At 48.7% G+C, this 16,061-nt stretch carries 5 protein-coding genes; all 5 read left to right on the top strand.

Going from position 1 to position 16,061, the window contains the following annotated elements; genetic code table 11:
- The first annotated feature begins 82 nt into the window (after positions 1-82).
- The 5 genes from HMPREF0980_RS03090 to HMPREF0980_RS03070 all read left to right on the top strand — a co-directional run bounded on the left by HMPREF0980_RS03090 (position 83) and on the right by HMPREF0980_RS03070 (position 16,008).
- Positions 83-5,503, top strand: a complete 5,421-nt coding sequence (locus tag HMPREF0980_RS03090; protein ID WP_198146150.1) for an Ig-like domain-containing protein — start codon at positions 83-85, stop codon at positions 5,501-5,503.
- 66 nt (positions 5,504-5,569) lie between these two features.
- Entirely contained in the window at positions 5,570-6,670 is a 1,101-nt protein-coding gene (locus tag HMPREF0980_RS03085) for a phage tail domain-containing protein (RefSeq protein WP_049727659.1), read from the top strand.
- Between the two features lie 2 nt (positions 6,671-6,672).
- A complete protein-coding gene (locus HMPREF0980_RS03080) occupies positions 6,673-11,274 on the top strand; it encodes a methyl-accepting chemotaxis protein (RefSeq protein WP_049727658.1) in 4,602 nt (1,533 codons plus the stop codon).
- Between the two features lie 62 nt (positions 11,275-11,336).
- Complete coding sequence (locus HMPREF0980_RS03075) at positions 11,337-13,478, top strand: DUF859 family phage minor structural protein (protein ID WP_049727657.1); 2,142 nt, start codon at positions 11,337-11,339, stop codon at positions 13,476-13,478.
- A 229-nt stretch (positions 13,479-13,707) separates the two neighbouring features.
- Positions 13,708-16,008 (top strand): DUF859 family phage minor structural protein, encoded by a 2,301-nt coding sequence (locus tag HMPREF0980_RS03070; protein ID WP_049727656.1) that lies wholly within the window; start codon positions 13,708-13,710, stop codon positions 16,006-16,008.
- The last annotated feature ends 53 nt before the right edge of the window (positions 16,009-16,061 follow it).

The following is a 16,061-nucleotide window of genomic DNA, read 5'->3' as shown; positions in this document are numbered from 1 at the left end:
AGTTTCTAAAGCACAGGCCGCTGCCTCTCAATATGCCCAGACAAAAGGCGAATTACAATCTGTTAATACGGAACTATCGTCCGTGCAGTCACGGATAGAAGAATTGCAATCCAAAGGGAAGCTATCATTTACAGAGCAGAGTGAATTAGCCAATCTCCAAGAGCAAAATGCAGCTCTGGAACAACGCTCGACTCTTCTGGCGAAGCTCAGTGACGCACAAAAATATACTGACGCCAAAGAAGCTGCCAATGCAATGCAGAAGAAATCCGACAGTATCCTTTACGAAACAAATGATGAAAATGATGCTTTAATGGCATCTTACGCCGGAGGGCGTAATGATGACCGCGAGATGCATAAGCGTACAGATACAGAAGCCATAAAGGAAAATGTCGATGCAATCAAAGAATATGAAGCCGAGGTAAATAAGCTTAAGAAGGAGCAAAAAGGGTTAAATAAAAATGACGACAGCTTCAAAGAAAAGCAACAAACCATTGATGATTACAAAGAAAAGATAAGTAAATATTCTGAAGATTTAAATAAAAGATATGCTAATGTATCAAAATGGCATGATTCCATGATTAATGATGTTACCGGAAAGCCTCTTCCAGGTTTTGAGCAGCAGGTTCATGAACTTAAAGAAGCTATGAACTATACAGAGCGGCTCAACTATGAAAGCGATACTCCTAAAAGTGCTATTGAAAGCTTTTTTTCTGGCTCCAACACTTCAGGCATTAGTAACTATTTGACAGAACTTGCAAAAGCAGGAAAGTCTACAAAAGATATCAAAGCAGCCATCAAAGGGCTTGGGTTAAACTCTGAAGATTTTGGTACTGCAACCTTAGATGATGTTGCCAGGCATTTTAAAGATATAGCAAGCGCCGCAAACGAAGCGGCAAATTCTGCAAATAAAATAGACGGCTCCTTTTCCGGAATCTCCGAAGCCTTTCAGACAGAAAATGCAGGCGATGCCTATGAAGATATCGGGAATTACCTCATAAAAGCAAAGGAACAATTTGATAAAGGAATTATTAATACAGATGATGTTAAATCAGTTGCCAAACTGATAGGTGTTGCTCCTGAAGAAATAAAAAGTAAATTTGCTGAAAACTATGAAAATGCACAAAAATACTTCACTTTCGATAGCAACGGAATCATGGATGAAAAAGGAGTCCTGACCTTTTGGGATGATTACAACGCAAAATTAGAAAGCGTCGGCGGCTCGTTTAGAACTACCGCAGAAGCGGCCAGCTCAATGGATTTGACTGTAGAAGCATTTGAAATACTTATGGGACGGTCCCAAGATCACGGTAATGACTTTGGTGATATCGAAAAATCCACAGAACAGTTAAGTTCAGCCAAAGAGGCTTTAGAAGGTCTTAAAGAACTGAAAGACTCTCTCAATAGTGAAGACAGGGAAGAATTATCCGGCAAGTTTGATGGATGGGAAGAAAAGCTAAGTCAATATGAAGAGGATCTGTCGACAATTGACCCTAAAATCATAGCTGAAATAGAATTTGAATACAGCTTGGCTCAACTGGAATCTGAAATCGAAGAAGCGGAACTGCTTGCCGAAAGCACTGGTACCCGTGAGGCGTGGGGCAATTCATTAGCAAAAAAAGAATTTGCAAGAGGCAAACTTGAAGACCAGAATCAATTTTCAGAAGTGGTAGAGCCTCAGGAATTCCCTATATATTTCGGGGTGGAGTCTGCATTACATGATGTCCAGGAGCAAATTGCATCCGGTGAGCTGGATGAAGATGAAGCAGTCCGGCTTGCAATAAAGGCTAACAATCTGGAAGACTTTATGCTTGATATCCAAACAGCTTTTTCAGAAGATAATCCGACAATCACACCAGAAACTAATACGGAAGTGGCTGACGAGGCCTGGCAGACATGGTTGTCCAGTACAAATGGACAGCAAATTATTGCCAACATTCTTGCAAATAACGAAGAGGCTATTAGAGCTGTTGCAGAACTTCTGGGAATGACCCCGGAACAAGTGGTACGGCTTATCGCAGATTCCTCAAATGTCGATCAGGCAGCCGCTAATAAAGATGGTGGATCACGCTTTACACTTTTTAATCCCGTTTCTGGAGCGTTGCAGGCGGAGATATCTAATAAAGATGGTGGTACCAGGAATGTAAAGCTTCTTCCTAACAACCAGCTTCTTGTAACAGAAACGACAGAAGAAGACGGTGGTGAACGGACGACTACATATATTGCCAATACGTTTGCCCTGCCGTCATCCTTCCCTACTATAACTCGCAACGTTGAGTATAAACCAATCGGGCTTGGAATAGGACCTATAAGCTTACCTGTCTCTAAACCGCCTAAGTCCAAACAGGCCAACGGCACCGCCCACTCCGCTGGCACTGCCCTCTGGCAGTACCGCCATTCTGGTTCCCATTCCTACAGCGGCGGAAGCTGGGGCCTTCCCCACAGCGAACGCGCCCTCATCAACGAGCTTGGCAGTGAAATCATCGTCCGTAACGGCAGATGGTTTACGCTGAACAACGGCTACCCTGCTATGGCCAGCTTAAAGGCCGGGGACATCGTCTTCAACCACAAGCAGTCGGAGGCTCTGCTGAGCCACGGCTATGTGACCGGCTCCCATGCGCGCCTCGTGGGCAGTTCTTATGCCGAAGGCAGCCTCGGACACCTATCCGGGCGGGCGTATGCAAGCGGTACGGAATTCAAACAGGAGTTCGACCAGATTGAGATACTTATCGACCGCATGGAATCTGCGTTCAAGAGGATCTCCGATTCGATAGAGACGCTCTCCTACAACCTCACCGCCCAGAACAAACAGGTGGACAGCGCCATCGCCAAGGCGAAAAGCAACCTTTCCTCCTATCAGAAAGCATATGACACTTACATGGGCAAGGCCAATGCCGTCGGCTTATCCGGTTCCTGGGTGAACGCGGTGCAGAACGGAAGCTACGATGTCAGCACCATCACGGACGAAGGCTTAAAAGACAAGATAGACGACTACAAGAAATACTATGAGAAGGCGCTCGGACTTCAAAAAGACATTGCCGACCTGCAGAAAGACCTCGTCGACCTTGCCATGAAGAAGCTTAGCAACATCGACTCCTACTTCAGCAACCGGTTCGACTACAATGACGACTTCGGCTATGCCAACCAGATATCCGAACTGAATTCCGCCCTATCCCAGTATCAGAACGAGCTGGCGAAGCAGGTATCCTCCGGCACGCTCAAGCAGTATTCCGACGAGTGGTACGACGCCCAGAAGAAGATTGCCGATTATACGCAGAAGATACTCGATGCCACGTGGAAGAGGTTCGAGGACACCCTCGACCATATGGACAGGGTAAGTGATAACCTGAAAGATTTCCTGAGCCTCAAGGAAGCCAAAGGCGAGCCTCTGACCGAGGCCGACTATCAGAAGCAGATTGACCTGAACAACGACTCCATACAGAAGAGCTACGACTTAAGGCAGCAGCTCGTAAAGAAGCAGGCTGTCTACGATGTAGGCTCTAAGCTGTACGACAGCCTTGCCAAAGAGATTGCCGGACTGGATTACGACATCTATGACCTGATGGAGAATAACGAGAAGCTGAAGAAGTCCATCTGGGAGACCCGGTTTACCAATCCGTTTGAAGAAGTCATAGACGGTCTCGATGCAACGATCTCCAGTTCCAAGAATCTCCGCTCCCTGCTCGATAAGGATTCCTTCTTTGATGAGAGCGGCGCCCTCACCGACAATGGCCTCGCCAACCTGGCGCTGCTCGGCCAGGAGATGGCCGCGTCCAAGCAGAAGGTGGCAGAATATACAGCCGCGCTGAAGAAGCTGGATGAAGCGTACCAGAACGGGATACTCAGCCAGGAAGACTATGAGAAGAGCCAGAAGAACATGCTCAAGGACATCCAGGACGCGGCTGGTGACGTGCAGGACTACAAAGATAAGATCATCGATATGTACAAAGACCAGATGAAGGCCGAGATAGACTACATGGATGACTACTATGACAAACGGCAGAAAGCGCTGGATCTGGACAAGAAGTATTATGATTTCTCCAAGAAGCTGAATGACCGGTCGAAGTCTGTCAACCAGCTCAAAGCACAGATATCCGCGCTCCAGGGCGTCAACAACGCCTCTGCCCAGGCGGAGCTGAGGCGGCTACAGCAAGAGCTTGCCGATAAGGAAGAAGACCTTGCCGAACTGAAGAAGGACCATGCGGACGACATGATCGACCGTGGTTACGACAAGCTGTCCTCCGGGCTGAAAGACAGTCTCAACTCTACCATGGACGAGCTGACATATAACGCCAGCAAGCAGGAACAGGTCGTGGCGGATATGCTGAACAAGGTCGTATCCATGTATGGCCAGGCGTATGGTAAGATCAATGAGATCATCGCCAATACGGGATTCGCGGGAAGCTCCGGGTTCCATCAGAACATCACGGACCTGGGCACCCAGTCCGGCGCTGCCGGGCAGATGGAGGCAGGAAGCGCATCACAGGGCAGCGTCCAGGCTTCCGGCACCACCACAGGCGTGGATACCGGGGCCATCAACAAGAACCCGTCCCACGATGCCATCATCGAGGACATCAGCAAAGAGACCGACCTCAACAACCGGCCTGTAGCTGAGCTTACCCTGAGCACCACCTCCCTCTCGCTCACCGAAGGGAAATCCGCTGTCGTATCTGCCAGAGTCCGTCCGACAGACGCGGCGAACAAGACGCTGCGCTGGACCTCGTCCAACACGAAGGCGGCCACCGTATCCGGGGGAACCATCAAGGGCGTCAAGGCAGGGAGCGCCGTCATCACCTGTACAACGACCGACGGTAGCGGTATCTCCGCCACCGTGTCTGTCTCCGTTGCCAGGGCTCCGGCCAAACCGGCGCCCTCCCAGAACAGCCCGGCTTACGGCGGCATCCCGTTCCGTTATAAGAAGGACTACTATCCGAAGAACAAGCTGAACGTCAACAGCTCCATCGTGGACCGCCTCAAATCCCACGACTTCGACTCTTCCATGTCCGCCTGCCGGGAGCTCTACAACTACTGGGGCGGAGGCGGCTATTACTCCGGCACCTACTCTCAGAACGTCTGGCTGCTCAATAAGATGCGCTCCGCCGGTTACCGCAGAGGGAGCCGTTCCGTACCGATAAGCGGCCCGGACTTCGTACACGCCGGAGAGATAGTCATCCGCAAGTCCGATGGCGGCATCCTCGTTCCACTTCAGCGGGGCGACGGCGTCATCCCATCCGGGCTGACCGAGAACCTGTGGGACCTGGCGGAACGGGCGCCACAGCTCCTCTCCGGGGCCGGCTTATACCTTCCGGCTCCTGCCAGGGCACATCAGCCGGCTGGGGAGCGAGGGCTGCAAGCACAATTCAACTTCGGCACGCTGCTCAACATCGAAGGAAACGCAGACAAAGACATCGTAGACGAGCTGAAGTCCGCACTGCCGGCCCTTGGAAAAGAACTGACACAGATTGTGTCTACAGAATTATCAGACGATTACCGTAAATTGAAGTAAATTTTGAAAGGGGTCAGACCCCTGGCGCAGCCGGGGTCTGACCCCTTTGCAAATAGGAGGAATTGTATGGCCAAATCTTTTAAAGACTTTATATTTTTAGACAAAAGGCTGTCCGATATGGACAGTCATTATATTGGGGTTGATTTCGACCAGGACCCGGATTCGTACTTCGCCTTTGCAAGGGATATCGAATACGGGGACACGAACCGTTACCGCAGCGAACCCGGCACCGTACGGACGAGGCCCGGGGACAAGCTGAAGTTCGAGCTCCATATCATCAAGGATCCGGACGTATATGCCGATCAGTCCGGGCGCATCATCACCCCTTCCGACATCCGGGAGTTGGCGCGCTGGCTCACCTCTACCGTCTCTTCCGAACTGCTCTCCTTTGAGTATGACGGCGACGGAGATGGCATGCCCCGTTACTACTACGGGCAGTTCTCGGATATCCAGTCGTTCCACGTAGCCGGCGACATATACGGCCTGCGGCTCATGTTCGACTGCTCCTCTCCGTATGGATATACGGACGACATCGTCCACACGGTCGCCTGTGCCGGAGAGACAGCCTGTTATACTATCACAAGCCATGATGACCGTCTAGAGGAATATTGCTATCCCGTCATACGCATGGCCCCGTCCGTGACTGGTCAGGCTTATTTCCTGAACCTGTCCGACTGCTGCATCTATGACGAGGGGACGCTCGCTCCGGCCCAGTCCAACGCCCTGCTCATGGAACAGCTGAAGGAGAAAGTATCTGATTACGCACTCGCACACGGATACGCGGCAGAATTCCAGCTTTCGGAGGATGGGCAGCATATCTTGACGGTCGGGGATGATACCGCGCTCTGCTTTCTCTACCGGGATTCCTACGGACAGGAGCATAAATGCATTGCGTGCTATGTGTCATCGACTTATGAATACTACATCGTCCGGGGAGGCTTCCTCTGCTTCGACGTCAACCGGGAACTGCCCGTTACCATCGACGCGGACAGCCTGTTCATCTACGATGACATCGGCCGCATGGTGAAGCTGTCAGATCTGGGCGTGGCGGACACGGATTACATGTACTGGCCAAGGCTCATGAGCGGGGAGAACGCATTCCTGTTCTGGGCAGATGGCTGTACCTTCACCCTCACTTACAGAGAGACCAGGAAGGCAGGTGCTTAGACATGAAGATACAGTTCAACAACAATAAGCAGCCGGACCCGCCTCACTTCTATCTAGGAACACCGGATCATGAGCTGCTCTGCCCCCTCAACGGCATCCGCCCCGACTCGGTAAACCTTACGCTCAGCCTGAACGATACGGCGGAACTGTCATTTTCCTATGACAGATACATCCTCGCCCCGGGCCGAAGCAGCCGGGGAAGAGTCAAGTCATCCGGGTACGACCTGCTGAACGACTTCATGTGCATCTACGTGGAACGTATCGGATGGTTCATCATGTCCACCCCGCAGATTTCAAATGACGGGGACGAAGAATATAAGAAAGTCTCCGCCCAGTCGGCGGAAATCGGGCTGACAAACAACGACCTCCTCGGCTTCAAGGTCAACTGCGGAACGATAGACTCCATCGAAATGCTCGTCCCCGACAATGTAGAATACATCGGCGACGTGCCATTCGCCAAAAAGCAGGTGACATTCTGCGATAAAGAGCATCCAGAACTGAGCCTGCTGCACATGGTCCTATCCTTTGCCGGCATCGAAGGCTGGAGCATCGGCCACATCGACGAGATTCCGAAAGTGTACCGTTCCTATAGGGACGGCGAACTTGTGGAAGAGGTCGTCCAGCTAAAAGACGAAGTCGGCACCTTTGACGTGGACTCCAAAAGCGTCTATTCCTTCCTGACACAGGACGTGGAACAGTTCTTCGAATGTCTCATCCTCTTCGATATCAATAGGATGACAATCAACGCCTACCGCCCGGAGAATCTCGGGAAAGATACGAACGTGACTGTCGGCTTCCGCAATCTCCAGAATGCCAATGACATCTCCGTGGACAAGAACAGCGTCTATACACGGTACCGCGTGGAAGGGGACGACAAGCTCGGCATCGAATATGTGAACTTCGGCAGCAATATGATTGAAAACCTGTCAAGCTTCCTCAATGAAAACTACATGGGCGAATCACTCATAGCCAAATACAGCGCCTGGCGTTCAGATACGGAATCCAAAAGGTATGAATACATGGAATTAAGCCGCAGCTACAACAGCCAGCTGAACGTCATGTCGGAGCTGATGGACCGGCTGCCTCTGGACGACTGTTCCACCGAATGGAACAAGTTCAGTGACGATAACCTTCTGAAAGCCAGAGACAATTACGAAGCGCAGCTCAAAGGCTATGAATCTTACTACGTGGACAAAAACGGTGATTTTGACGAGGAGAAGCTTAAGAGCTCTCCCGATGCCAACGACTACTATCAGATACGTGACGTCATCCTCCCGAGCATCACCATCGAGGTAGAGAACCGAAAGCTCCCCACCTCGGAAGGAGAACTGCCTTATATCGACTCCTACAAGACAGACTGGAAGCTGTACGGCATCAGTGAGCTTCTGACCAGCATCGACTTCTACCAGTCTCAGAAGAAGTCCCTGGAAGATGCCCATTATGACATTCCTTACGAAGATTATGCCCAGAACACAGAGGCAGACGAAGATGCCTATCCGCCCCACACGAGAGATATGCACGAGGAAATGCATTCGCAGTATCTGGATATCGTGATGCAGCTTGACGAGACCATCTCAGGCTCCTGTGCCAACGCCCTCGCCGAACGCACCACGGAATACGAGGCCGCAGAAGCACTGGCGGAGGCGCTTCAGGAACAGCGGACGCAGCTTGCATACTCCGTGGACAAGAAGAACTGGAAGATGGAAGGAATCGAGCCGTTTACGAGAAAGGAACTGCGCACTCTGTCCCGCCTATACCGGGACACAGATTACACGAACGATAACATGTTCCTCACAAGCTCCGACGACCAGGTGACGGCTGTAGACGAACAGCTCAAGCTCTACGACGCCGCGGTGCAGGACCTGGAAATCTCCAGCCAGCCGCAGTATGTCTATGCTACAGACCTTGACAACTTCCTGTCCCAGTACAAGTACAGGCAATATACAGACAACCTGGAGCTCGGCGATTTCCTCTACCTTGGCACCCAGGACGATTATGTCGTAAAGCTCCGCCTCATCTCCTGCAGCTATAACCCGCTGTCCATGGACAACGACCTGCGGATTGAATTTTCCAATATGGTAAAAACAGGCTCCAAGCGTTACGACACGACCTATCTTCTCGGGCTTGGGGGAAATACATCCAAGAACCGGATCTCCGGCTCTGCCGGAAGCTCTTCTGCCAATGAAGGGGTGACTCTCACCACAGGGCTCATTCAGAAGATCCTCTCTTCCACTATATTTAACAATAAAGTGACAAATACGATCAACCAGCATTTCCAGGCACTCACAGGACAGATGATTGTCGCGAAGAATCTGCAGGCCGAGATGATACGGACTTCCGATATCCATGCGGAAAACGGATTTTTCCAGTATCTGCAGTCTCAGCTCATCGCTGCTGACAAAATCGTATCCGGCAGCGCCGTCATCAAGCAGCTTGACACGCTCGTATCCACCATCAAGAATGCCCTTATCGGAAGCTCCTCCACAGAGACCGGTATCATCATAAACCTCACCGCGGATAATGCGGCTATAGAGGAAGCATTTCTAAAAGAAGTCGTTGCACAATATATCTCCGTCAACGACCTGAAGGCCGGCAGCATCAACACGAACCAGATCAATATCCTGTCAGAAGATGGTTCTCTGTCCGTCATCGGCAATACCCAGACATTCCGCGGCAGGGACGGCAGCGTACGGCTCCAGCTCGGCGAGGATGCCGACGGTAATTTCAGCTTTATCGTATATGACGCAGCCGGATCGGGAGTCATCATGGACCAGGACGGCATCCGGGCATCCGCCATATCTGACGGCCTCATTAAGAATGACATGATAGCACCTTCCACTGTAGGCAAGGATAAGATCAACTGGAAAGAAGCCGGCGCTTCCATCGACAAAGACGGCAATCCGGTCTGGAATTCCGCACAGATCACCTTGAACGGCGAAGGGCTGGACGTCCGTTTCGCATCCATCATCGATGACATCTCCCGTCTCGGCTCGACGATGGAAGGGGTATCCTCTACCCTAGACGCAGTCGAAAAATCCATCACCGACAAGGTGTGGCGGACCGATCTGGTAGAAATTAAAGATGAAGCCGGCAGTACGGTCAGCAAGTCTATCGTAGACCTTCTCGTCCAGCACAACATCAGCCTAAACGGCATCACCGACATGGTAAAGGAAGTACAGGCCGATACCGGCACACTGGCTGAGCGCATGACCGAGGCCGAGCAGGATGCCTCCTCTTTCCGCCAGACGGTCACAGAGACCTATGCCACGAACGAACAGGTGGAAACCACGAAGTCCGAGCTGATACAGCGGGCCGGGGCCATAGAGGCTTCCGTTACTGACCTAAGTGGAAATATAGGCACTCTCACTACGGACATGTCCAAAATCACTCAGCGGGTACAGGACGCGGAACACAACATCACCTCCGTCCAGACGAAAGCGGACGGTGTCGAGACCGAGATACGGAATGCAAAAGGGGATAAGGCCACCTTGAAAGAAAAAGTAGACGGCATCACCGCCTCCGTCGAGACGGTAGACGGAAAGGTCTCCGAAGTGGTTCAGACCGCTGAAGAGCTCTCTTCCACCGTTACCCGGAAGCAGGACGCGCCTCCCACTTCGATCCGTTACATCCGGGACTGGCTGAACGGGAGCTCCGTCGATGCATTAAGCCACTGGGTAGAGTGCCGGGTAATGGCCGGCGGTTCTAACATAGCCTTCAGCCTGACCCCTGAAGCGTATGACCAAAATGGCAACAATATTGAACTTGCCAATCTAAAAGCCTACACCGATGATTTCCTCATAGCGCTGGACGATAACGATGCTCCTGTAAGCACTTCCTTCATCACGGCAGCGTCCGGTAAAAAATGTATGCAGCTAGATCTCGGAGAAGTGTATCCGGACATAGATAAGATTACCGTATGGCACTATTATCTCGACGAAAGAATCTTCAACCACAAGCTGGAAGTATCGGCGGACGGCAGCGATTGGTACACGCTGTACGACAGCAGCCTTTCGGGCGGATACGCCGAGAAGGAGGAAGGGCGCGCCTACTACATTTCAGACAGCACCATAGACACGAATCTTTCCCGGATAACGCAGAGTATCGATGACATAAGTCTCGCCGTCGAAGGCGCGGGAGATTCTCTTGACAACCTGTCTAAAAATATGGATTCGCTCTCTGATGACGTGCTGAAGAATAGATCCGAAATCCAGGTGGCATTGGAAGGCATTATAAACAGGGTCACATCCGTAGAAGGGAAGACGGCGGAGACGGAGCTTACCGCCAATGGCTGGAAAGCTCTGTTCGCACAGATAGGCATGTATGATTATCCTGACATCGTCACGAACGTACTCATGTCAGTGAACGGCCTGGAAGTCTCCAATCCTGCCACCGGCATGAAGACCGTGATGACGACAGAGGAATTTGCCGGTTATTATAACAACGACGAAATGTTCCGTTTGGAAAAGGACCTCACGAAAACAGAACGCATCGAGGTGCGTAACGGTATCGATACGACCGCTATCAAGATGGTTCCGAAAACTTATACGATAGACGGTGTAACCTTTAATGCTCTTCCCTTCGTCAAATCTGGAGGTACGAGCTAGACATCTTATATTCAGGAGGTGCCTCCCGCACCTCCTTTTCCATAAAGAAAGGAGAACAAAATATGGCAAGTGGTTCATGGAACTTCGGCACAAGCAATCAATTTATCACGGGACGCATACGCTGGTCCTCAAAATCCAATGGCTCTAACGCAAATACCTCGACAGTTACAGCGTATCTGGATTATATGAAATCATCCAGCTCAACTGCAGCGACATACGGTACATTCAACGGGGCAATCAGCATAAACGGTTCCTCCGGAGCCGTGTCCAAGTACATCACCCTCAGCGCGAATAACAGCTGGGTCAATGTAGGAGCCAGAACCGTAACCGTCGGTCACAACAACGACGGAAGCAAATCCACAACTATCGCCGCGAGCGGCGGCATCAGCGGTACTTCCTTCGGAAGCTCCAGTACGTCCAAAAGTGTGGCTCTCGATAAGATTCCTCGCTATGCATCCATAACGACATGGAAGAACACCGCCGTGACACAGACGAGCGCCACGTTCCAGTGGGCGGCAAATGCCTCCTGCAACGCGGTCTATTATATGATAGGCAATGGCTCATGGGTTGCCACATCAGGCACTACGTTTACCATATCCGGCCTGGCGCCCAGCACTTCCTACTCTGTCAAGCTGAAAGTCCGACGCTCCGACTCAGGCCTTGAAACGACATCTGGAGCTATCACAGTCAAGACAAAGCCAATCGCGTCTGTCACCAATACAAACCTTGCATTCAACATCGGCGAGAATCTGGCACTGACGCTCTCCAACTATGATCTGAACGCATCTACCTTCAAATTCGATGTAGAACGTGACGATGGCTCATGGACGACCAGCCTTCTCACAGCCGGTTCAGAAAAGAACGTACCGGACATCACTCTTCCGCTCTCGGACATTGCCGATGCACTGTACAGCTGCTGCACGACGAAAAATGAGATGCAGTTCAAGCTGTCTTGCGGCACTACTATAAACGGCAGGTTCTATGAAAATATCTCATATGGAACAGCCCACGTTACAGGGAGCAATCCCGTCTTCTCCACCTATACTTACAGCAATACGGATACAGCCACATCCACGGTACTGCAAAATGCAGCTTACGTCATACAGAACTATGGCAATATGCAGGTACAGATCAGTGCCGCCAACCGGGCGTCCGCCAAAAACCATGCCATAATCAACGAGTACATAACGACCGTCACAGATGCAAAAAATGAAATCAAAAAGCAGCTGCATACGCCATATTCTGCCGGTGAAGTGCTCATTGACATTGGGACGATGGCCGAACATGGCAGCTATAACATCAATATCCATGCCCTAGACTCAAGGGGCAATACTTCCGCCACCGTCACCAAGACCTATCATGTCCTGCCGTACAGCCGGCCTGCCACAAAAATCACTTTGGGACGAATCAACGAATTTGAAAAAGAAGTGACCATCGACTTTTCCTCGATATACTCCAAGCTGAAGATCGGCACTGCAAGCAAAAATAACCAGTTTAACGTCAAGTACCGGTACGCAGAAGTCGGGACAACTTATGGGAACACATACACTATAGTTACCAGCATAAACAGCTCGGATGCTCCCGGCTCTTCCACAGACTTTAAAGCTACCCTGCTCAAAGACTCAAGCAGCGACCCGTTTATCACATTAGACATTGAAAAGTCATATAACTTCGAATTTGTAATCTCCGACCGGATTACGACAACGACAGAGACCACGATGGTTGACAAAGGCATCCCAATCTTTATGCCGTGCGATAATGGCAAGGTAACCGTCGGGATGCTCCCGGACTTCGACAGCAATGCCGATTTCCAGGTGGGGACAGACATAATGGCTACAGATTCAAAAGGGACGCAGAGGCTGATATTGGATGAGATAGATAAGACAAATGCGGATTTGCTAGTAACAAAAGCAGATCTACAAAATATGTTTAATGAATTAAATAGCAAATTAGGAAATATGTGCGATGGTGGAACTGTAAACGTTACTGTGCCAACTAATGGTAGTGTTGTTGCAGCTATTAAATTTAAAAAGAAATTTACAAATATTCCAGGGTTTTCGTGCAATTTTAGAACTTCGCAAGTAGGTTCTGATAAAATTGCCATCAAAAGTGTAAGCAATACTGGTGCAGAAGTATATATATACTCACCAACCACGACACACAGTGCGACTGTATATTGGAATGCGGTCTCTTTAGATTACTAAAAACGATAGTTTATCTATAAGCAAATAACTTGTAAGCACGTAAACATCTGCATAAAAGGCTGTTATATATACCCGAATCTGCACCGTCCCATCTATATATTGATTATCATTATTTCTGCTTAAACAAAAAATCGCCCCCGATTTTTCTACTTACCTTCCCTTTTATAATTAGGAATAATAAAACCCTCAATGCAACTATTATTCATAAAAATGAAAAAGAAAGGAAAGTATGATTTTTTCAATAAATATCATACAAGGTAAACTCATGGCAAGTGGTTCATGGAATTTTAATACAAGCAATCAATATATCACCGGGCGTGTGCGCTGGTCTTCTCAGTCTAACGGCTCAAACGCAAATAGTTCAAATGTAACCGCATATTTAGATTATATGAAATCATCCAGCTCGACGGCCGCAACTTATGGTACATTTAACGGTTCAATAAGCATCAACGGATCAGCAGGCGGCGTATCACAGTATATTACACTTTATGCAAACAATAGTTGGGTAAATGTCGGAAGCCGTACAATAACTGTCGGCCACAATAATGACGGGAGCAAATCCACTTCCATCGCTGCCAGCGGAGGTATCAGCGGTACTTCATTCGGCAGTTCCAGTACATCAAATAATGTGACTCTTGACAAGATTCCGCGTTATGCAAATATTACAATCTGGAAAAACACTTCCGTCGCACAGACAAGTGCCACGTTTCAATGGGGCACGGATGCCGCCTGCAGTGCTGTTCATTACATGATAGGGAATGGCCCGTGGATTGGAACTTCGGGTACTACTTTTACAGTACCCGGCCTCGCGCCAAATACCTCTTACTCTGTCAAAATTAAGGTGAAACGAACAGATTCCGGGTTGGAGACAATCTCTAATGCTATTACTGTAAAGACACAGCCTATCGCTTCAATCTCAAATGCCAACCTGGAATTTGATATAGGAAAGAACCTGACATTAACACTTATGGATTATAATTTAAATGCTTCTTCCTTATTGTTTGATGTAGAATGTGACGATAATACATGGACATCCGGCTTGCTGTCCATTGCTTCAGGAATAAACGTACAAAATGTAACACTTCCTCTGTCAAATATTGCTGATACATTGTATAGCTGTTGTAAAGCCAGGAACGAAATGCGCTTTAAGATATCATGCGGCACAACGATTGACAAAGTTTATTATGAAAACATATTCTACGGAACGGCACACATCATAGACAGCAATCCTGTATTTTCAAATTATACTTATAGCAATACAGATGCCGCGACATCATCTGTGCTTCAAAATTCTTCTTATATAATAGAAAACTATGGAAATATGCAAGCCCAGATATCTCCATCCAATCAGGCACACCCCAAAAACCAGGCTTCAATTATAGGATATATTACGACTGTAACAAATGAAAAAGACGAAACCAAAAAACAGGTCAAAACAGACTTTTCTGCTAATAATACTTTAATCAATCTGGGTACCCTGTCTGAGGCAGGAGATTATAAGATAAATATATATGCCATAGACTCCAGAGGAAATAAATCGGCTACTATTTCAAAAGCATTTTATGTTCTACCATATAGCCGGCCTGCAGCCAGAATAGCTTTGTCCAGGATAAATGAATTTGAAAAAGAAATAACCATAGATTTTTCAACGGTTTATTCAAGGCTTAAGTTAGGAAATGCAAATAAAAACAGTCCTTTAACATTGAAATACAGATATGCTGAAGCCGGTAAAGCTTTTACAGATTCCTACACAGCGGTTACCGGAATTACGAGCAAGGACATATCAGCTTCCGACCAGCTTGCTGCTTATGTTAAGAGCACGGCGGCAAACCCATTTATTAAAAATCTGGAAATAGAAAAGTCCTACAATTTTGAATTTGTAATATCAGACCGAATCACTTCCATAACGGAAAGTTTAATGGTTGACAAAGGAATCCCTATATTTATGCCATGTGATAATGGCAAAGTAACTGTAGGAATGCTCCCTGATGTCAACAGCAATGCAGACTTCCAGGTAGGCACCGACATCATGGCTACCGATACAAAAGGAAAGAAACGGCTGTTATTAGAGGAATTAGATAGCATAAATCATCTATTGGTTGATAAGAACAGCAAGCTGATTAAGACCATCTATCTAAACTTACATCCTATTGGAGATATTGTATTTAATACTACCGGAACCAATCCGGGCGACATTTATGGCGGAGAATGGTTATCGTGGGGTAAAGGAAGAGTGCCTGTCGGCGTTGATATAGCAAATAGCAGATACAATGATTCAGAAATAGAAGGCGGTGAAGAGACTCATAAACTGACTGTCAGTGAAATGCCTTCTCATAATCACAGCTTAAATAAAAATGTGCCTTACGGCATTCCTTACAATAACACCTCGGGGACTAACAGCAACAATGGAGGAAACACACATTATGGTGAAAGTTATAATCCTTTTGGAATAGGAAACGCGGGCGGCGGGCTCTCACATAACAATATGCAGCCATTTGTCACCTGTTTCATGTGGAAAAGGACTGCATAATATTTTACCAATATGTATTGGTTCTCCATTCTACAATAATTACAGAAAGGACT

The sequence above is a fragment of the Dorea sp. D27 genome (assembly GCF_001185345.1).
Lineage (GTDB): Bacteria > Bacillota > Clostridia > Lachnospirales > Lachnospiraceae > Extibacter.
Note: the sequence above shows the minus strand (reverse complement) of the source record. Positions and strands in the feature narration are given on the sequence as shown.

Bases quoted from the DNA above. Each gene is read 5' to 3' on its own strand.
- HMPREF0980_RS03085 (WP_049727659.1), top strand. From the start codon at position 5,570: ATGGCCAAATCTTTTAAAGACTTTATATTTTTAGACAAAAGGCTGTCC.
- HMPREF0980_RS03080 (WP_049727658.1), top strand. From the start codon at position 6,673: ATGAAGATACAGTTCAACAACAATAAGCAGCCGGACCCGCCTCACTTC.
- HMPREF0980_RS03075 (WP_049727657.1), top strand. From the start codon at position 11,337: ATGGCAAGTGGTTCATGGAACTTCGGCACAAGCAATCAATTTATCACG.
- HMPREF0980_RS03070 (WP_049727656.1), top strand. From the start codon at position 13,708: ATGATTTTTTCAATAAATATCATACAAGGTAAACTCATGGCAAGTGGT.